Source organism: Aliisedimentitalea scapharcae, assembly GCF_045277565.1.
GTDB classification, from domain to species: Bacteria; Pseudomonadota; Alphaproteobacteria; order Rhodobacterales; family Rhodobacteraceae; genus Aliisedimentitalea; species Aliisedimentitalea scapharcae.
This window is the reverse complement of sequence record NZ_CP123584.1, coordinates 2,931,255-2,949,433: the sequence shown is the minus strand read 5'-3', so window position 1 is coordinate 2,949,433 and position 18,179 is coordinate 2,931,255. Positions and strand designations below refer to the sequence as shown.

Genomic DNA, 18,179 nt, shown 5'->3' with positions numbered 1-18,179 from the left:
TGTTCAGGAAAACGCGGTCGTCAAACCATAACCGCACCGCTGGATTGGATGACACCCTGGGTTTCGGCCTCGCCCAGAAGCATTTCGTTATGGGCCTTGCCCGACGGGATCATCGGAAAGCAGTTTTCGTGCTTTTCGACCAGGCAATCAAAGATTACCGGACCATCATATTCGATCATCTCCATGATCGCGTCGTCCAGATCCTTGGGGTCGGTGCACAGGATACCCTTGGCACCAAAGGCTTCGGCGAGCTTTACGAAATCGGGCAGGGCCTCGGACCAGCTGTGCGAATACCGCTCCCCATGGAGCAGCTCCTGCCATTGGCGCACCATGCCAAGACGTTCGTTGTTCAGGATGAACTGTTTCACGGGCAGGCGGTACTGAATAGCGGTGCCCATTTCCTGCATGTTCATCAGCCAGGATGCTTCGCCTGCAACATTGATCACCAGAGAATCCGGATGCGCCATTTGCGCACCGATCGACGCCGGGAACCCATAGCCCATTGTGCCCAGTCCGCCGGATGTCATCCAACGGTTCGGGTCGTCAAAATTCAGAAACTGCGCCGCCCACATCTGGTGCTGGCCCACTTCGGTGGTGATGTAGCGGTCATGCCCCTTGGTCAGCTCTTCGAGCCGCTGCAGCGCATATTGCGGTTTGATGGTGCTTTCCGAGTTGGTGTAGGCCAAGCAGTTGATCTTGCGCCATTCTCCAACCTGGGCCTGCCATTTGACCAATGCTTCCTTGTTGGTTTTGCGGCCGCGCGATTTCCAGATCTTGAGCATATCTTCGAGCACATGGCCCACATCACCCACAATCGGAATATCGACCGGGATCACCTTGTTGATCGACGATGGGTCAATGTCGATATGCGCCTTTTTCGAATTCGGCGAGAATGCCGAAATCAATCCGGTGATCCGGTCGTCAAAGCGGGCACCGATGTTGATCATCAGGTCACAGTCATGCATGGCCATGTTGGCCTCGTACAGACCATGCATTCCCAACATGCCCAGCCAATGTTTGCCGGACGCCGGATAGGCACCCAGGCCCATCAGCGTGGAGGTGATCGGAATGCCAGTTGCTTCGACCAGTTCGCGCAGCAGTTGGCTGGCTGCCGGGCCGGAATTGATCACGCCGCCGCCGGTATAGAATACCGGACGTTCCGCGGTTTCGATTGCGGCCACCAGTTCGGTGATTTCCTCCAGGTCGCCTTTGACCCGGGGCTGGTAATGGGACACGGACGGTTTGGGGCTCTGGTAATCACCCGTTGCAAATTGCACGTCCTTGGGGATGTCCACCAGAACCGGACCCGGACGGCCCGACATGGCAACGTGGAATGCTTCGTGCAGCGTGCTGGCCAGCTTGTCGGTGTCTTTGACCAGCCAATTGTGTTTGGTGCAGGGGCGGGTGATACCCACGGTATCCGCCTCCTGGAACGCATCCGAGCCGATCATAAAGGTCGGAACCTGACCTGTCAGAACCACCAATGGGATCGAATCCAGCAGTGCGTCGGTCAACCCGGTTACCGCATTGGTCGCACCAGGGCCGGATGTCACCAGCACAACACCGGGTTTGCCGGTCGAACGCGCATACCCTTCGGCGGCGTGGACCGCGCCCTGTTCGTGACGCACCAGAATGTGGCGGATGTCATTTTGCAGAAAGATTTCGTCATAAATCGGCAGTACGGCGCCGCCGGGATACCCGAATACGGTGTCCACACCCTGGTCCTTGAGGGCCTGGACGATCATCTTTGCGCCGGTCATTTCACGTGTCATCTGCTTGCTCCATCCGCGACATCGTCTTGTGCATAAAAAAAGCCCCCGATTTTGATCGGAGGCGCATGGGTTCGATTATGGTGTACCGTTACCGGCCCATGCGCATTGTTCCTACGATTACGACTAGGCTCATCATGGCCTTAGGCTCCTTTATGCTTGGGCGGGACATTATGGGCGACAGGCAGAGGCGTCAACCGCCAATCGGTGCGAAATTGGGGCGGTTTGGGACATTTTCTTGCGTGCATAGGGGGGTGCGACGAAATTTCCGCGAAATTGAGCCGGGAAAATCTTTGAGTTTGGTCAAAAACCGCCATGGCGATGTCTGAAATGGCACAGAAGCTGGTGAAAATCATGCTCACCATGACCTCTGTAATAGGCGACGAAAGAGGGTGGGGGATGAGCCAGATTTGTGATCTTGTCGATTTGGGTCGCTATCCGATGGATCGCCCGGGATCTCCGGCATATCAGCGCATGATAGCAGATGTGCGGCGCGACCTGGAGGAGGACGGCTGTGCCGTGCTGCCGGGGTTCGTTCATGACCAAGGGACCACCCATCTGGTCGCCGAAGCCGATCAAGTGGCCCCGATGGGGCATCGCTCCTTTACCCGCACCAATGCCTATTTCGGGACGGAAGACCCCAATCTGCCCCTGGATCATCCGGCGCGCCAATTCTACGACCGGTCCAACGCCTTTATTCCCGCGGATAATTTTGGAGCCGACAGCCCGCTGCGGCGGATCTATGAATTTCCCCATTTCATGGCGTTCATCCGCGATGCTCTGGACGAACCCCAGGATCGGTTTTTTCGCTATGACGACCCTTTGGCAGATGTGATCATCAATATGGTCGAAACCGGCGATGGGTTTCCTTGGCATTTCGACACCAACAATTTCACTGTGACCCTGGCGATTCAAAATGCCGAAGAGGGCGGGCAGTTTGAATACGCCCCAATGGTGCGCAGCCCGACCAACGAAAACTATGATGCGGTGGCGCGGGTTTTGGCAGGTAACAATGCTCAGGTGCGTCAGTTGGAATTGCAGCCCGGAGATCTACAGATCTTTCGGGGGCGCTATTCTTTGCATCGTGTGACGCCGGTTCGTGGTGCGCGCAAACGCTATGTCGGGATATTCTCCTTTGCTGAAACGGCGAACATGTGCGGCAGCGTGGAACGCACCCGGCAGCTATACGGCAGGGTGTTGCCGCATCATCTGGAACGGGCAGGGCTGCGGGTCGATACGCTGCGCGATTGATCCAGGATGGGCGTGCAAATCTTGGGTTTGAAACTCTGTGGATGGGCTTCCGCATCAAGTAGGGTGATTTTCTTTATGAGATAAATATTTACCCTCAGTTGATCTGGATCATGTTCAACAAGAGACGCTGGACCCAAATCTGGCTCAGATTTTGCGGGCAACCCCGCGCGCCTTTTGCATTCCCAAAGACCAAACGAGGAGGAGAACCGTATGATCCCTGTGCAGAAACAGCTCGCCGAGAAATACGAACAGCATTCGGAACTGATGCAATCCATGGCCAACTCTATCGGGGTGGATATGGGCAAGGCTGTTCTCAGGGATGAACTGCGGTTCTTCCCGTACCGGGACTTGGTGTTCCGCTGTACCCGGTGCACCCAGGTTGAAGCCTGCAAAGGCTGGGTCGCCGCACAGGACGGCACCGCGACACAAACACCTGACTATTGTCGCAACAAGGGAATCCTGGACACTCTGCGATCCGCTGTCTGACCGTGAACGCTTTGAGGTCGATCCCACAGCACCCGCAGCCAATGGCTGCGGGTGCTGCCTGGCCCAACGGGCAGAGCCGCTTTTGAAAAAAGCTGTGATGCCGGGCGGGAGCCCTGCTGTGCGGGGGGCAGGCCGAAAGTTGACGCTATAACCCGACACCGGTACCTTGCAGAACCCCATGTTCCAACGCATAGCGGGTCAGCCCGGCGGTCGATGATATCCCCAGCTTTCGCTTGATATTCTTGCGGTGGGTTTCAACAGTACGCACCGAAATATCCAGAGTCTGTGCCACTTCCTTGTTGGATTTGCCTTGGGCCAGCTCCAGCAGGATGGTCTGTTCTCGCCCGGTCAGCGCTTCGCGCGTCTCTCCGGCCTTGGGTTTCAGCGACCCTTTGGCACCGGTGCACAGGTATTGTTCGCCGCGCATCACCGTATCAATGGCCAGCTTGATTTCATCCGTGGGAACATCTTTCAGAACATAGCCCATGGCCCCATGGCTGAGCGCAGTCGAGATATATTCAGGGCTGTCATGCATCGACAGGATCAGGATCCGCAGCGCAGGGAGGCGTTCCAGCAGGATTTCCGTGGCGCTCAAACCACCCAACCCCGGCATGTTCAGATCCATCAATACAACATCCGGTGCCAATGCCGCTGCCTGATCCACCGCTGCCTGTCCATCGCTCAGCGTGCCAACGACCATGATGTCGTCATAGCTCTCCAGGATCGACTGGATTCCTTCGGCGACCATCGGGTGGTCATCCACGATCAGGATACGTATCGGGCTCGACATGCCGTTTCCCTTTCCTCTCACGAGACCCGTTTCGAACCGGCCTCGTCACCTGGGGGCAGCAGATGGCTGAGCGGCAGCCGGACTTCGATGACCGTGCCGCTTTGTGCCCCGCGTGATGCCAGAATTCGCAAGTCTCCGTCAAGCTGTTCGATCCGCTCCTGCATGTTGCGCAGACCCAGCCCGGTCCCGGTCGGAGAGGCAGATTTCCTGAGCCCGCTGCCATTGTCCGCGATCCGCATGGTTGCGCCCTTGGCATGACCGCGCAGGTCGATGGTGACCCGTGTGGCACCAGAGTGGCGTTCGATATTGGTCAATGCCTCCTGCGCGATCCGATACAACGCGATCTTGCTGTCCTGATCCAACCGGTTGCGGAACACCACGGTATTGAATTCGGTTTCGATACCGGTGCGGTCGGCAAAATCATCCGTCAGCGCCTTGAGCGCCGGGCCCAGCCCCAGATCGTCCAGCACCCCGGGGCGCAGGTCGCGGCTGATCCGGCGGACCTCGGTAATGGCGGTGCCCAGGTTGTCGATCCCCTTATCCAGGGGGGCCTGGGCTGCGTCACGTTCGCCCCGGCTCAACCGTCGCCGGGCATTGTCCAGCGCATACCGTACCCCCACCAGGATCTGGCTGATGCCATCATGCAATTCGCGCGCCACACGTCCGCGTTCTTCCTCTTGGGCGTCAAATACCCGTTGTGTCAGTTCCTTGAGCTTGGCATCCGCCAGACGGCGTTCGCGCAGGTTCAGAAACATCCCCGACCCGAACACCACCAACAACGCCACCAACGCAATCGCACCGATATAGACAAATGTCCGTTGAACACGGGCTTCGACTTCGGCCCGCGCCGCCGCAACCGAGCCCAGCACATCGTCAATGAATACACCGGTTCCCACGGCCCATCGCCAATCCTGAAGCCCCACAACATAGGCCACCATCTGCGCCTCCTGTCCGGTTGATGGCTTTTCCCACATAAAGGAGTGCCACCCGGCACCTTGGCGGGCCAGATTGATGAATTCATCGACCACCGGCGTGCCGCTGCTGTCGGTTAACCCTTCCCAATTGCGGTTGATAAATTCGGTCTGACGCGGGCTGACCAGATTGGTGCCGTCATAGTCATAGACAAAAAAGAACCCGTCCTGGCCATAGATCATCGCGGCCAGAATTTGGGTGACCTTGTCTTTGGCGGACTGATCATCAGGCGCGGCGCGACCGTAGATATGGGAAAACCCGTTGCGTGCCTGGGTGACGTAGTTGCGCAGCTCGGCCTTTTTGGCGGCCAGCAACTGCTGCTCCAGTGCCTGTATCTCGCGCTCAGCCAAAGCACGGGACTGATAAGCCACCAGAACTGCAATCGCTGCAACCGCCACGATCAACGGCAGCGTTGCCAGCAGAGACATCATTTGCCCATAGGTTGGGCGAAAAACACGGTTGAACACGGACATGTGGCGAATCGTTACGCAATCGAGACCCGAAAATCAAAGCCTGCGGTCCAGATTGGGCAAAATGACCTGTTACAATCCTCCCTGTGAACTCGAAATTACGCAACATCACTTTTGAATAGGTCAAAAAACGCGGTTTCTACGTAGTACTAGGTATTCACAACATTTCCTCCGTCGCTAGGCTAACGCCACTTGCAACGATCCGCTTGGGCGAAAGTTCAGGCTGTACGCAATAATAGGGGAGGAAATACTCTGATGGATCGTCGTTCTTTTTTGAAGACTTCTGCACTGGGCGGCACAGCCGCTGCTGCAACCACGCTGGCCGCGCCGGCCTATGCACAGGGCAAGCGGACCTTGACCATGGTAACCACATGGGGCCGTGGCCTGGCCGGTGTGTTCGACGCAGCACAGCGTGTTGCCGATAATATCGGCGCAATGTCGGGTGGCGAACTGACAGTGGACATCAAGGCCGCCGGGGAACTGGTGGGTGCGTTTGAAGTGTTTGACGCTGTGTCTTCGGGCCAGGCGGACATGTATCACGGTGCCGACTACTACTTTGTTGGCCAGCACCCGGGCTATGCCTTCTTTACGGCTGTGCCATTTGGCATGACAGCGCAGGAACTGGTGAACTGGTATTACCATGGCGATGGCATGGCGATGCATGACGAACTGGGTCAGATCTTTGGCCTGAAATCGTTCCTGGCCGGCAACACCGGCGCGCAGGCGGGCGGTTGGTTCTCCAAGGAAATCAATGGCCCCGAAGATTTCAACGGTCTGAAATTCCGTATGCCGGGTCTGGGTGGCAAGGCGCTGGGTAAACTGGGCGCTTCGGTTCAGAATATTCCGGGATCGGAAGTGTATCAGGCGTTGGCGTCGGGTGCGATCGACGGCACCGAATGGATCGGTCCCTGGGCGGATGAAAAGGCTGGTTTCCAGGAAATCACCAAGACCTATTATACTGCGGGCTTCCACGAGCCTGGTGCAGGTCTGTCGGTTGCGACCAACCGGGACGTTTTTGATAGCCTGAGCCCCGCGCATCAGAAGATTATCGAAATCGCTTCGGCAGAAGCGCACCAGTGGAACCTGGCACAATTCCTGAACAACAACGGTGCAGCACTGCAGCGTCTGCAGTCAGGTGGCGTCAAGGTCATGGAATTCCCTGACAGTGTCTGGGATGCATTCGGCAAGGCATCCAAGGAAACCTTGGACGAAAACATGGGCGACGAATTGTTTGCGCGTATCCGCAACAGCGTCGAAGCTTCCATGGCGGCGTCCTCCGGTTGGCTGGTCAAATCCGAAGGCGTTTATCGCGCACAGCGTGATCGCGTTCTGGGCTGATCTGTCCAAGACCATCACATTGGGATCCTCCACCGGGTGGGTGGGGGATCCATTTCCAATTGCAGCAACGGAGCGCGCCAGGGCGCTGACCATATGACTGCAAGGACATACCGGGGGATTGAATGCAGGAAGAACGTGGTCTTTCCTTTGCCGATACGATCGGTGCCCTGACCGAAGGGCTGGGATGGATGTTCCAGAATATCGGTCTTGCCTTTTACAATTTGGGCTATGCGGTCGCCAATCCTCAGCTGTGGCTGGATTGGTCGGACAAACAGTCGATCATGCGGTTCGTCTATTATGGTGGATCGGTCGAGTTTTTCTTTGTCGTCTTTACCGCCTTTCTGATTGTGACCATCGTGGGGATGATGCGTCATCAGATCATGTGGGCAGTGGTGCGCGGGCTCGAAGGGTTTGCCAATACAGTCGGGCGGTTTTTTGCATGGGCCGGGTTGCTGATGGTGATCCAGCAGATCGTGATCGTGTTTATTCAGCGCGTCTTTGCCCGGCCGGACATGTCGTTCGGCTTTGGCATCCCGTTGCAGATGGACATCAGCTGGTTCGCCGAAGAGCTGAAGCTGTATAATGCCATGGTCGTCTGCCTGTGTGCCACCTACACCTTTGTGCAGGGCGGGCATGTGCGGGTGGACCTGATCTATTCCGGTGTCAGTTTCCGCACAAAGAAAGTGATCGACATGTTCGGGTCGCTGTTCTTCATGATGCCGGCTGCTGTCCTGATCTGGATGTATGGCTGGTTCTTCATGTGGCGTCATCTGATCGTGCCGAAACCCTCGGCCAGTGACACCATTGAACGGTTGGTCATGAAATCGCGCGCGCTGCGTTGGAACGTGGAAACCATCGGGTTCAGTCCAAATGGGTTCAACGGCTATTTCCTGTTCAAAATCCTGCTGATCTGTTTTGCTGGCATGGTTTTCCTGCACGCCATCGCATTCTTCTATCGCTCCTTTCTGGAGTTCGTCGAAGGCGAAGGAAGTGAAAACAAATACCTCGACAAGGATAGTCTTGGCGAAGGTGAAGAAGCCTATGAAGGCACCCATTAAGAACGAGGACTATGACTATGCTATTCGGTCTTGATGGCGTCGAAATCGGCCTGCTGATCGTGTTTTTCTGTCTCTTCGGAGGCATTTTGTCGGGCTTTCCCGTGGCGTTTGCCATCGGGGGGGCGGGCATCATCTCGTTTGGTATCATTGCATCGTTGGACAGCGCCGGGTTGCTGATCCACCAGGCGATAGATACTTCATCGCAAACTTATCGGGATCTGGTGAATTCCGGCATCAAACCGGATGTGATTTCGGTGTTTCGATACCCGGAATTGCCACGGATTGCCGAACCTGTTTTTCCACGCGGCTGGGAAGTCGCGCTGGATCGCAACGTGTCGTTCATCGTCAACCGCATGAATGAACGGGTTCTGGCGGGCCAGTCAATCGAAACCCTGTTGGCGGTGCTGATGTTCGTTCTGATGGGGATCACCCTGGAACGTTCGAAAATTGCCAACGATCTGCTGACTACCATGGCGCGCGTGTTTGGCCCGCTGCCCGGCGGTCTGGCCGTGTCTATCGTTGTGGTGGGGGCATTCCTGGCGGCATCGACGGGCATCGTGGGGGCCACAGTGGTCACCATGGGTCTGCTGGCATTGCCGACCATGCTGCGCAACAATTATTCGCCCGAGCTGGCCACAGGGGTTATTGCGGCATCAGGTACTTTGGGGCAGATCATTCCGCCGTCCATCGTGATCGTTTTGCTGGGGACCCTGGCCGGGGACCTGTATTCCACGGCCCAGGAAAACCGCGCTCAAGAAGCCGGGTGTTCGGACGCGTTGACCTATTTGGGCGAACCGGCCGTGGTTTCGGTTGGTACCCTGTTTCAGGCGGCGCTGCTGCCGGGGATCATGCTGGCGGTGCTCTATGCGGTTTATGCCTTTGTCTATGCGTTGCTGAATCCGGACAAGGCCCCGGCCGTCCCACCAGAACCAACCGACAATGAACCCATCACCCGTGGCGAAGGTCTGACCTGGTTCCTGTTTGCCCCCGCCGCGCTGTTGGTCGGTGTGTTCATGATGGGCAGCATTGGCGTGATTGGCAGCCAGAATATTGATGTCTCGGCCTTTTCGGACAGTTCCAAATCGGCCAGCCTGCGAACCAATGTGGGGGACGAGTGCCGCGCCTCGATGATTGAGTTGCACGGCCAATTGGCATGGGACGAAGCCATCGCCGAACAGGAGGCAATCGACGCCGCCGGCGGTGTCACTCAGGCTGCGAAACTGACCGAAGACGAACTGGTCGCGGCCCGCACGGCCAAGATCGCTGCCGCGGCTCCGATTGGTGTTGGGGTTTCGGTGATCATGGTGTTGCTGGGGCTAACCCTGATGCTGGGTCGGGGGATCTCGCCTTCGGGTGATCCCAAGCCGCTGATTATCGGCGCAGCCGGTGTGGGTCTGATGGCGTTGGTCGATGCGTTTCTGGTTGCACCGACCACCTCGCCGGGGGGCACTGTTTTGATGCTGGCCTTGCCGGCGGCATTGGCGATCTATGGCTGCAAGGAAGCGGCCCTGCGCGCAACCAAGAATGACCTGATCCGGGTGGTTTTCCCGCCTTTGGTTCTGATCATCGCCGTTCTTGGATCAATCCTGGGAGGTATCACCAACCCGACGCCTGCTGCGGCGCTGGGGGCTGGTGGGGCCATCATGCTTGCAGCCTATCGCAAGCTTCAGGACGAAGGCAGATCCGGTCAGGTGATCATCATGACCACATTTGCCGTGATCATCTGTATCCTGATCGGTGTGAACTTTGACCTGCGGATCAACCAGGGTGGCGTCAGCGTCGAAAGCTGGATCGCGTTCCTGGGTGCCTATGGTGCCTATCTCTATGCGCTGTTTGGTTTGCTGTATGGCTGCTGGGTGCTGTTCTCGGGCGGAGTTCTGAGCCCGGTGGTCCGCGAAACGGCCAAGGTAACGTCGATGGTCTTTACCATTCTGATCGGGTCGCAATTGCTGAACCTGGTGGTGATCTCCTTTGGCGGCGAACACTATATCCAGCAGTTCCTCAAGAGCTTCGACAATGAACTCACGGTCTTCTTGATCGTGATGCTGGTACTCTTTGTGCTGGGCTTTGTGCTCGATTTCCTGGAAATCATCTACATCGTGATTCCCATTGTGGGCCCGGTGATCTATGGCGGGTCGTTTGATCCGAAATGGGTGACCATCATGGTGGCTGTGAACTTGCAGACCTCGTTCCTGACGCCGCCCTTTGGATTTGCTCTGTTCTATCTGCGCGGCGTGGCACCCAAGGAAGTCACGACAGGTCACATCTATCGTGGGATTTTGCCATTTGTGTTGATTCAGGTCGGGGGGCTGGCGTTGTTGTGGCTGTTCCCGTCGATCGTCACCATCGTGCCGGATTTGATCCCGAATTGATCCTGAGATCGCAGACAAAGCAAAAAAGGGGGCCAATCGGCCCCCTTTTTCATGTGCAGCCCCTCGTGCGAGGGGGTGGCTCACTCTGGTACTGCGCCGCGAAAGATTATGGTGGTGCTTTGGCAGGGGCCATGTCCGTTGTCATGAACCGCTGGTGCAACATGCATTCCCCCTGAGAGCGGCCAGTCGCCGATTATGTTAACGGCGAGAGATTTGACGTTGCAACCATCCTGGCCGACTGAAATCGGCAGGACGCGCTTGGCGTATCTACGATGGGTACTTCAGCTCTTGGTTATGCGCCGGTCGGGCAATTGGATATTTGCAACCTGTTCGGCAATCGGATCGGCGGTCAGCGTTTTTGCCGCCGATGCAAAAGCGGCTGGGTCCGTCATTGGTTGCCATTTGCGCCCATGATAGATCTCCAGCCCGGAGAATCCCGCCTTGTAGCCCATTTTGGAACTGCCGGGCACCCAATAGCCCAGATAGACATATGGCAGCCCGGCCTCGCGGGCGATGTCGATGTGATCCAGAATCATATGCGTGCCCAACGATTGCTGGGGCAGATCAGGGGCATAAAAGGAATAGACCATGCTCAGCCCATCATCGAGCACATCCGTCAGCGATGCCGCGGTCAGCCCGCCGGTGTCGCGGTCCACATATTCCACCACACGGCTGCGGATCGGCGTTTCTTCAATCATGGCGGCGAATTCAAAGACGTCCATGTCGGCCATGCCCCCATCTGCGTGACGGGTGTCCAAATAGCGTCGAAACAGGGCAAACTGATCTTCGGTGGCCCAGGGGGATGTGGCACGCCGGTTCAGATGCGCGTTACGTTTCATCGTGCGCTTCTGGCTGCGGGTGATTTTGAACTGGGCAACATTGATACGGGCCGACAGACAGGCGCTGCATTCGGCACAGGATGGGCGATACAGGACATTCTGCGAGCGCCGAAATCCCTGTTGTGACAAGCTGTTGTTCAATTGTTCGGCATTGTCCCCCTGAAGAGCCGTGAACAACTTCCGCTCCATCCTGCCCTCGAGATAAGGACAAGGCTGCGGAGCGGTGACATAGAATTGCGGCGCGATCGGCAGCGTGTGACGCATACGGGGCTCATGGGTTGTTCATTCGGGTTAGGGGATGATAGCAACCGCTGTTTGAGCCGCCAAGTGGCATTGGCAGCTCATGGTTTGAGAGGCGTGAATTTGGGCCTTTTTGACGTCACGCCCTGCGGTTCAGCGCGACAGTGCCCAGAAAGGCATCGGTCAGGCCCTGGCCTCTGGCACCGGTCAGCATCATTATGATCGACACCACCTGAATCAGCGGAAAGGCCAACGAGATCGTATAGCCCGCAGTATGAAACAGGGCCATCGACCCGTCCAGACGGTCGCCTTGCGCATCGCGCAGTTCGACACCGGCCACCCGCATCCCCCAGGTTGCAGACCCGTTTGACAGGGTCACGACCCGATAGGCGAATCCGACCACCAGATACAGCAACGGCCAGATAAAGAGGCCGATAAAGGCCGTGAACAAAACGACCACAAAGGAGATGGCCAAAATCACCAACGAATCAACGACCCAGGCAAACAGGCGTTTGGCAGGGACCGAGTCGTAGAACTGCGGGTGGCTGTGTGGGTCGGGCAAGGCGGTCATCATCTGGTCCTGTAATTGGAAAAGGGTGCCGCCCCCAATGTGGGGGCGACGGGAGGGATCGGTTTATTTTTCGCCGTCGGCACCGGCAGCGCGGGCGCGTTCGTCCATAAAGTCGTCAAATTCGGATTTGTCCTTGGCTTCGCGCAGACGTTCCAGAAAGGCTTCAAAATCGCGCTGTTCCTGTTCCAGACGCTGCAGGGTATCCGCCTTGTAGCTGTCAAAGGCGCTGTTGCCGGTTGTGGACATCGCGGACATACCATGGCGAGACCAGGATTTCCGTGTGGTGCAGGATTTCGAAAACATGCGTTTGCTCCAGATCATGTAAAACAGAAGGGCCAGGCCAACCGGCCAGAAGAACACAAAGCCCAGAACCATCGCGGCAATCCAGGCACCTTTGCCCTTGCTGTCCAGCCAGGCTTCGCTGCGTGCAAACCAACCAGCGTTGGTCTGTACAGGGTGGGTGTCGGTCAGGGTGTTCATTTCGCTTTCTCCGGGTTGGGTATGTAAATGTCTTTCACATTACTCATATTGGGTTCCGGTCCCGGTCCTGCAAGGGGCGATGTGAAAGTTTTTTACATTACCCGTTATAGGCGATTTTCAGCCACTGGGATGCGTCGTTAAGGTTCTGTAAACACTTTTTCGATTTTCTAGGCTAAACCCCGGGACATGAGAGGGAACCATGAACCCGCAGTCAGGCAGCAGCGAAATGGTACAATTTACGGATGGATGGTGGATCTTGCCCGGCGTGGCGGCGGGTGTCCTGTTATGGGTCCCGATCCTGCGGGCCGGTTGGCAATTTCTGGGTGGCTGATACCCAGTTGAAACGCCTTTGATGCCTCGAAACGTACCTAAGGACGTGTCAAAACGCATCAGGATGGTGCGCTCGCCACATTTTTGGGACGTGTGTGTCTTAGCCGTTCATCACGAAATTCGCCAAGACCGCACCGCTTGATGTCCGGATTTCGTCCGGCGCGGCGGAAAACACATGTCGCGGCGTACCTGCTGCAGCCCATATGGTGGAAAAATCATTCAGCCGTGGGTCCATAAAGACACGGATCGGGTTCAGATGTCCGATCGGTGAGACCCCGCCAATCGCAAACCCGGTCTGACTGCGGATCAACGCAGCATCCGCCTTGACCAGAGGCTCCCCGGCCAACGCCGTCGCCTTGGCCGCATCAATTTGATTGCCACCGGCAGTCAGGAACAGGATGGCCTGCTGGCTGGTTTCTCCCTTGAACACGATGGATTTGACGATTTGATCCACCTCGCAATCCACGGAGTGTGCGGCCTCGACGGCAGTGCGCGATTGCCGAGTTTCAACAATCGTGGGGGTCAGGCCCGCGGTGTCCAGCGCGGCGCGCACCCGTTTCAGGCTTTTGCTCATGATGGTGTCACCTGTTCCGTGTTGATCCGTGCCTCAGTCAATCCCAATTTGTACCGAGGCACCAACAATTTTTGCGGGATATCCGTTGTTGTACACGGGATGCCGCATTGACGCCCCCGGGTACAAGGCACAGTCTGCGCCCATGTCGAACACGTTTGAAATCACCCGCTTGCCCCGCCCATTTGATGTCGATCTGGGGGCGGATGCCGCGGCCAAAGTGCCGGGGCTGTCGACCGATTTGACGGCTCTGATTGCCGGAGCGGCCGGGAGCAGCCCCTATTTGGGTGAACTGATCACCCACGAAGCGGCCTGGATCGCGCCTGCTTTTGACGATCCGGATGCTGCACTGAGTCAGGTGTTTGCTGAAGCTCGCGCATTGCCCCCCGATCGGATCAAACCTGGCCTGCGACAGGCCAAACGGCGCCTGGCTCTGTTGACGGCTTTGGCCGATATCGCCGGTGTCTGGTCGCTGGAGAAAGTGACGGGCGCGTTAACCGATTTCGGAGCCCTGGCCGCTGACGTGGCAATCAAAGCCGAGATCGCCACCCTGATCCGGCGTAAAAAGCTGCCCGGCTTGACCCCGGATGACGTCGAAACAGCCGGCGGCATGACCATCCTGGCGATGGGCAAGATGGGTGCCTATGAGCTGAACTACAGTTCGGATATCGACCTGATTTGTCTGTTTGATGAAACCAGGTTTGACCCGGATGATTTTTACGAAGCCCGTCAGGGCATGGTGCGGGCCACTCGAAACATGTGCAGCGCGCTGAGCGAGAAAACCGCCGACGGCTATGTATTCCGGACGGATTTGCGCCTGCGCCCCGATCCGGCGGTCACGCCGGTGGCCATGGCGATGGAGGCTGCGGAACGCTATTACGAAAGCCTAGGGCGGACCTGGGAACGCGCCGCCTATATCAAGGCACGCCCCTGCGCCGGAGATCTGCAAGCTGGCGAGAAATTTCTCAAAACCCTGCGCCCCTTTGTCTGGCGGCGGCATCTGGATTTTGCTGCTATTCAGGATGCCCACGACATGCGCCTGCGCATTCGCGAGAACAAGGGCACCGGCGGTGCCATCAGGGTGCCGGGTCACGACATGAAACTGGGCCGTGGTGGCATTCGTGAGATCGAGTTTTTTACCCAGACCCGACAGTTGATCGCAGGTGGGCGCGATGCGGCATTGCGTGTGCGTGGAACTGTGGATGGTCTGGCGGCGCTGGCGGCCAAAAACTGGGTTCCCCCCGAAGTTGCTGAAAAGCTGACCGGTCACTATCGCGCGCACCGCGAGGTCGAACATCGGATTCAGATGATTCACGACGCCCAGACCCATCGCATGCCAAAATCCGACGATGGGTTGGAACGGATTGCCTGTTTGATGGGGGTTGATACCGTGCAGATGCAGTCGGACATTCGTGATCGACTGGACGAGGTCCATGAACTGACCGAAGGCTTTTTTGCGCCCGATGCACAGGCGCGTCCCCAGGTCGAAGTGCCCCAAGAACTGGATGCGTCCATTCTGGCACGCTGGCCCACCTATCCCGCCTTGCGCTCGGCGCGGGGGGCGCAGGTGTTTGAACGTCTCAAGCCAGAGCTGTTGTCGCGCATCGCCCGGATGGCGAATCCGGCCCAGGCCCTGACCGCATTGGATGGGTTCCTGGCGGGTCTGCCTGCAGGGGTACAGTTGTTTTCCCTGTTCGAGGCCAACCCCCATCTCATTGATCTGTTGGTCGATGTGGTTGGAACTTCGCGCGCATTGGGAGAACATCTGTCGCGCAATTCGGCTGTATTTGATGCTGTGATCGGTGGGTCTTTCTTTGCGCAGTGGCCGGGACGCGAAATTCTGAGGCATGAACTGGAAAGCTTGCTGGAGGCAGAAGCCGACTATGAAACGCGCCTGGATGCCTGCCGACGCTGGTGCAAGGAGTGGCATTTCCGGATCGGTGTGCATCATTTGCGCGGGCTCATTGATGCCGAAGATGCAGGGCGCCAGTATGCGGAACTGGCCGATGCAGTCATTGTGGCCCTGATGCCCTATGTCGTTGGGCAGTTCACGGCCAAACACGGCCCGATGCCTGGTCGCGGAGCCGCAGTTCTGGGCATGGGGTCGTTGGGGTCCGAACGGTTGAACGCGACATCCGATTTGGACCTGATCGTGATCTATGATCCGCTGGATGCAGAAATGTCTGACGGCAAACGCCCGCTTTTGGTGCGGCCCTATTATGCGCGCCTGACGCAGGCTTTGGTCACGGCCTTGACGGCTCCTATGGCGCAGGGGCGGTTGTATGAGGTCGATATGCGGTTGCGCCCATCGGGAACACAGGGACCGGTTGCGACCAGTTGGGCCAGCTTTACCCACTATCAGGAGAACGAGGCCTGGGTGTGGGAACATTTGGCGCTGACCCGCGCCAGGGTTGTCGCAGGCAGCCCCGATCTGTGTGCTGATATCGAAACCTTCCGATCGAATTTCCTGTCCAGGCCACGAGAGCGGGGGCTGGTGCTGAAAGAGATGTCAGAAATGCGCAACAGGCTGTCAGCGGCCAAAAGCCCGGCCGGGGTCTGGGACGCCAAACCGGGGGCGGGACGGATGATGGATGTTGAGCTGGTGGCGCAGACCGGTGCGCTTTTGGCAGGTCTCAGCGCGCGCGATGTACCGGCGGGGCTGGCCGGAGCGGTCGCTACTGGATGGCTGAATGTCGCGGAACGCAAGGCGTTGACCGACAGCTACAACCTATTCTGGTCCGTACAGGCCGCAGCGCGGCTGTTGTCCGGGCGCGCCATTGATGCGGCGCATCTGGGTGAGGGAGGGGCTGCTTTCCTGTGTCGCAGCACTGGCCATCACACGTTGGAGGCGCTGCAGGCCGAACTGGAGGGGCGCTATGCCCAATGTGCGGCTCTGATCAACGGGGCCCTGAAACGGGAGTTGGGTGATGAAATACGGTGATCCACTGGACCCAAAAGGGTTGATGCAGGATTCCTATACTATCGAAGGGATCAGCGATGCCCAATGTCGCTCGATCTTTCTGGATTGGGCGCTCAGCCTGCCTGCCGGACACGACAGCCGTGACGCCATCGAAATGTATCTGGAGCGCTATGGTACGCAGGCCCCTGACCATCCGATGACGGCCGTTCTGCGTCAGGGCATGGAAACCATGGCCAAACCCAAACGCCGCGGTGGTTGGCGCAGCCGTGAACGGGATTGGACCTGACCGCAGGTCTTAGGTTTGGGGGCTGGCTATGCCTCTAGGCTGGCAATCACCCGGATTTCTACCATCGCACCCGGACGGCGCAACCCGGCGACCTCAACTGCGGTCCAGGCAGGAAATGGGTCGCTCACATAGTCGGCCCGAATGTCGTTGAACAGATCAAAATGCGTGTCGAGCCCCACGTGATAGGTGGTCATTTCAACAATTGACGCATGGGTCAGGCCGACCTCAGCCAAGACCGTGCCAATTTTGTCAAACGCGCTTCGGAACTGTGCTGATGCATCTGATGGCATGGTTCCGTCGGGACGACTTCCGGTCATACCTGTTAGGAAAACGTGGTTTCCCGAGACAATCCCAGGCGAAAGCTTGATTTGTTTCGAAATTTGATGGGATCCCGGTGGGAAAATGGCGTATTTGGTCATTATTCTTCCTATTCTACTGAATTACTGTACCAATATAGGCCGATTGGGTTGGTCGCAATTTTTAGGCGAACTATACCCAATTACCGCGAATTCGAACAATTTTTGTCTAAATTGCGCCTCAATTCAGGGGCATCTCTTGGTTTGAGAAATCAGGCCTCCTGGCGGCAGATGTCAGGGGCAACCAAGGAGAGAGACGATGAAAATTGTACGCACCATGCTGCTGATCGGGTTGGGACTCGGCGTTTCGGCCTGTGCTGCAGTCGACGTCCCCACGCGGAACGCTCCATTTGAACAATTGCCAAGCACGGTTCTGGACACCCCCGATGGATATCAGGCCCAGCCGCTGGCGATGAACTATCCGCCCGCAGAATCAGTCGCCAAGGCCCTGCATCAGGATCTGGCCGTCGTCGGGGAACCGTCGCAGTCGCCCCTGATCACCGCCGGTCAGTCGCCGGTTTCGGTGGCCAATGTCGTGGTGCGTGTGCCGCGGTCGTTGAAAGTGTCCGAGCGCAACAGCTATTTGCCCCGCGGCGACATCGTGTGGCGCGGTGACCCAATCGGGGACCGTCACGCACAAGTGCAAAAGATCGTTCAGGATTCGATTATCCGGGGTGTCACGCCTCTGGCAGGACCGGTCAACGTCAATGTCGATGTTCTGGTGACCCGTTTCCATGCTTTGACCGAAAAGGCCCGGTACACCACAGGTGGTGTTCATTCGATCACCTTTGATCTGAAAATCACCCAGGCCGAAACCGGCCAGTTGATCGTCCCGGTCCGCACTGTTCGCGCCGATCTGGATGCCTTTGGTGGCCAGCAGGCCATTCTGGCCGAAGCGCGCGGTCTGACCCAAAAGGTGCGGATCACCAACCATCTGGCCGAGGTCATTCGTCAGGAGCTGACCAACAAGGAAGGCTATAGGAACGCACAATTGGGGATCTATCAGCTGATGAATAATCTCTGAGCCTTCCCCCCGGATCGGAATGCAAGTATCAGGGCGCTGAAACCAGCGCCCTTTTT

The 18,179-nt window shown here is 57.6% G+C and carries 17 protein-coding genes; 9 read left to right on the top strand and 8 right to left on the bottom strand.

Annotated elements, in window-relative coordinates; genetic code table 11:
- Positions 1–20: 20 nt before the first annotated feature.
- Positions 21–1,772 (bottom strand): acetolactate synthase 3 large subunit, encoded by a 1,752-nt coding sequence (locus QEZ52_RS13780; RefSeq protein ID WP_406644949.1) that lies wholly within the window; start codon positions 1,770–1,772, stop codon positions 21–23.
- Positions 1,773–2,168: 396 nt separating this feature from the next.
- Between QEZ52_RS13780 and QEZ52_RS13775 the strand changes: the two genes are divergently transcribed.
- Positions 2,169–3,020: a hypothetical protein gene (locus QEZ52_RS13775; protein ID WP_406644947.1), complete on the top strand. Its 852-nt coding sequence runs from the start codon at positions 2,169–2,171 to the stop codon at positions 3,018–3,020.
- Between the two features lie 210 nt (positions 3,021–3,230).
- Entirely contained in the window at positions 3,231–3,506 is a 276-nt protein-coding gene (locus QEZ52_RS13770; RefSeq protein ID WP_406644946.1) for a DUF6455 family protein, read from the top strand.
- 145 nt (positions 3,507–3,651) lie between these two features.
- Here QEZ52_RS13770 and QEZ52_RS13765 read toward each other — a convergent pair whose 3' ends face one another.
- Positions 3,652–4,296, bottom strand: coding sequence for a response regulator transcription factor (locus QEZ52_RS13765; protein ID WP_406644945.1), 645 nt, complete (start codon positions 4,294–4,296; stop codon positions 3,652–3,654).
- A 17-nt stretch (positions 4,297–4,313) separates the two neighbouring features.
- Positions 4,314–5,741: a cache domain-containing protein gene (locus QEZ52_RS13760; protein WP_406644944.1), complete on the bottom strand. Its 1,428-nt coding sequence runs from the start codon at positions 5,739–5,741 to the stop codon at positions 4,314–4,316.
- Between the two features lie 252 nt (positions 5,742–5,993).
- Here QEZ52_RS13760 and QEZ52_RS13755 point away from each other — a divergent pair, with 252 nt between their 5' ends.
- The 3 genes from QEZ52_RS13755 to QEZ52_RS13745 all read left to right on the top strand — a co-directional run bounded on the left by QEZ52_RS13755 (position 5,994) and on the right by QEZ52_RS13745 (position 10,506).
- Complete coding sequence (locus QEZ52_RS13755; protein ID WP_406644943.1) at positions 5,994–7,076, top strand: TRAP transporter substrate-binding protein; 1,083 nt, start codon at positions 5,994–5,996, stop codon at positions 7,074–7,076.
- A gap of 122 nt (positions 7,077–7,198) precedes the next feature.
- Positions 7,199–8,134 (top strand): TRAP transporter small permease subunit, encoded by a 936-nt coding sequence (locus QEZ52_RS13750; protein WP_406644942.1) that lies wholly within the window; start codon positions 7,199–7,201, stop codon positions 8,132–8,134.
- 17 nt (positions 8,135–8,151) lie between these two features.
- Positions 8,152–10,506: a TRAP transporter large permease subunit gene (locus QEZ52_RS13745; RefSeq protein ID WP_406650486.1), complete on the top strand. Its 2,355-nt coding sequence runs from the start codon at positions 8,152–8,154 to the stop codon at positions 10,504–10,506.
- 281 nt (positions 10,507–10,787) lie between these two features.
- Here QEZ52_RS13745 and QEZ52_RS13740 read toward each other — a convergent pair whose 3' ends face one another.
- The 3 genes from QEZ52_RS13740 to QEZ52_RS13730 all read right to left on the bottom strand — a co-directional run bounded on the left by QEZ52_RS13740 (position 10,788) and on the right by QEZ52_RS13730 (position 12,636).
- Positions 10,788–11,609 (bottom strand): arginyl-transferase family protein, encoded by an 822-nt coding sequence (locus QEZ52_RS13740; RefSeq protein WP_406644941.1) that lies wholly within the window; start codon positions 11,607–11,609, stop codon positions 10,788–10,790.
- 115 nt (positions 11,610–11,724) lie between these two features.
- Positions 11,725–12,156 (bottom strand): RDD family protein, encoded by a 432-nt coding sequence (locus QEZ52_RS13735; protein WP_406650484.1) that lies wholly within the window; start codon positions 12,154–12,156, stop codon positions 11,725–11,727.
- Positions 12,157–12,219: 63 nt separating this feature from the next.
- Positions 12,220–12,636, bottom strand: a complete 417-nt coding sequence (locus QEZ52_RS13730) for a DUF2852 domain-containing protein (protein WP_406644940.1) — start codon at positions 12,634–12,636, stop codon at positions 12,220–12,222.
- A gap of 199 nt (positions 12,637–12,835) precedes the next feature.
- Here QEZ52_RS13730 and QEZ52_RS13725 point away from each other — a divergent pair, with 199 nt between their 5' ends.
- Positions 12,836–12,967 (top strand): hypothetical protein, encoded by a 132-nt coding sequence (locus QEZ52_RS13725; RefSeq protein ID WP_406644939.1) that lies wholly within the window; start codon positions 12,836–12,838, stop codon positions 12,965–12,967.
- A gap of 99 nt (positions 12,968–13,066) precedes the next feature.
- Here the strand turns inward: QEZ52_RS13725 and QEZ52_RS13720 are convergent, their stop codons facing one another.
- Positions 13,067–13,540, bottom strand: a complete 474-nt coding sequence (locus QEZ52_RS13720) for a YbaK/EbsC family protein (RefSeq protein ID WP_406644937.1) — start codon at positions 13,538–13,540, stop codon at positions 13,067–13,069.
- A 142-nt stretch (positions 13,541–13,682) separates the two neighbouring features.
- On the opposite strand from QEZ52_RS13720, the gene QEZ52_RS13715 reads away from it, so the two are divergent.
- Together QEZ52_RS13715 and QEZ52_RS13710 are read left to right on the top strand one after the other, a co-directional pair.
- Positions 13,683–16,478 (top strand): glutamine-synthetase adenylyltransferase, encoded by a 2,796-nt coding sequence (locus tag QEZ52_RS13715; protein WP_406644935.1) that lies wholly within the window; start codon positions 13,683–13,685, stop codon positions 16,476–16,478.
- Positions 16,465–16,743 carry a hypothetical protein gene (locus QEZ52_RS13710; RefSeq protein ID WP_406644934.1) on the top strand — a complete coding sequence of 93 codons (279 nt, stop codon included), beginning with the start codon at positions 16,465–16,467 and terminating at the stop codon, positions 16,741–16,743. Before QEZ52_RS13715 ends, QEZ52_RS13710 begins: the two co-directional genes overlap by 14 nt.
- Before the next feature lie 26 nt (positions 16,744–16,769).
- Here QEZ52_RS13710 and QEZ52_RS13705 read toward each other — a convergent pair whose 3' ends face one another.
- Complete coding sequence (locus QEZ52_RS13705; protein WP_406644933.1) at positions 16,770–17,162, bottom strand: RidA family protein; 393 nt, start codon at positions 17,160–17,162, stop codon at positions 16,770–16,772.
- A 196-nt stretch (positions 17,163–17,358) separates the two neighbouring features.
- Here QEZ52_RS13705 and QEZ52_RS13700 point away from each other — a divergent pair, with 196 nt between their 5' ends.
- Positions 17,359–18,123, top strand: coding sequence for a DUF6778 family protein (locus QEZ52_RS13700; protein ID WP_406644932.1), 765 nt, complete (start codon positions 17,359–17,361; stop codon positions 18,121–18,123).
- The last annotated feature ends 56 nt before the right edge of the window (positions 18,124–18,179 follow it).

Excerpts from the sequence above, each read along its gene's own strand:
- QEZ52_RS13780 (WP_406644949.1), bottom strand. The coding sequence starts at position 1,772 with ATGACACGTGAAATGACCGGCGCAAAGATGATCGTCCAGGCCCTCAAG.
- QEZ52_RS13775 (WP_406644947.1), top strand. The coding sequence starts at position 2,169 with ATGAGCCAGATTTGTGATCTTGTCGATTTGGGTCGCTATCCGATGGAT.
- QEZ52_RS13770 (WP_406644946.1), top strand. The coding sequence starts at position 3,231 with ATGATCCCTGTGCAGAAACAGCTCGCCGAGAAATACGAACAGCATTCG.
- QEZ52_RS13765 (WP_406644945.1), bottom strand. The coding sequence starts at position 4,296 with ATGTCGAGCCCGATACGTATCCTGATCGTGGATGACCACCCGATGGTC.
- QEZ52_RS13760 (WP_406644944.1), bottom strand. The coding sequence starts at position 5,741 with ATGTCCGTGTTCAACCGTGTTTTTCGCCCAACCTATGGGCAAATGATG.
- QEZ52_RS13755 (WP_406644943.1), top strand. The coding sequence starts at position 5,994 with ATGGATCGTCGTTCTTTTTTGAAGACTTCTGCACTGGGCGGCACAGCC.
- QEZ52_RS13750 (WP_406644942.1), top strand. The coding sequence starts at position 7,199 with ATGCAGGAAGAACGTGGTCTTTCCTTTGCCGATACGATCGGTGCCCTG.
- QEZ52_RS13745 (WP_406650486.1), top strand. The coding sequence starts at position 8,152 with ATGCTATTCGGTCTTGATGGCGTCGAAATCGGCCTGCTGATCGTGTTT.
- QEZ52_RS13740 (WP_406644941.1), bottom strand. The coding sequence starts at position 11,609 with ATGCGTCACACGCTGCCGATCGCGCCGCAATTCTATGTCACCGCTCCG.
- QEZ52_RS13735 (WP_406650484.1), bottom strand. The coding sequence starts at position 12,156 with ATGACCGCCTTGCCCGACCCACACAGCCACCCGCAGTTCTACGACTCG.
- QEZ52_RS13730 (WP_406644940.1), bottom strand. The coding sequence starts at position 12,636 with ATGAACACCCTGACCGACACCCACCCTGTACAGACCAACGCTGGTTGG.
- QEZ52_RS13725 (WP_406644939.1), top strand. The coding sequence starts at position 12,836 with ATGAACCCGCAGTCAGGCAGCAGCGAAATGGTACAATTTACGGATGGA.
- QEZ52_RS13720 (WP_406644937.1), bottom strand. The coding sequence starts at position 13,540 with ATGAGCAAAAGCCTGAAACGGGTGCGCGCCGCGCTGGACACCGCGGGC.
- QEZ52_RS13715 (WP_406644935.1), top strand. The coding sequence starts at position 13,683 with ATGTCGAACACGTTTGAAATCACCCGCTTGCCCCGCCCATTTGATGTC.
- QEZ52_RS13710 (WP_406644934.1), top strand. The coding sequence starts at position 16,465 with ATGAAATACGGTGATCCACTGGACCCAAAAGGGTTGATGCAGGATTCC.
- QEZ52_RS13705 (WP_406644933.1), bottom strand. The coding sequence starts at position 17,162 with ATGACCAAATACGCCATTTTCCCACCGGGATCCCATCAAATTTCGAAA.
- QEZ52_RS13700 (WP_406644932.1), top strand. The coding sequence starts at position 17,359 with ATGAAAATTGTACGCACCATGCTGCTGATCGGGTTGGGACTCGGCGTT.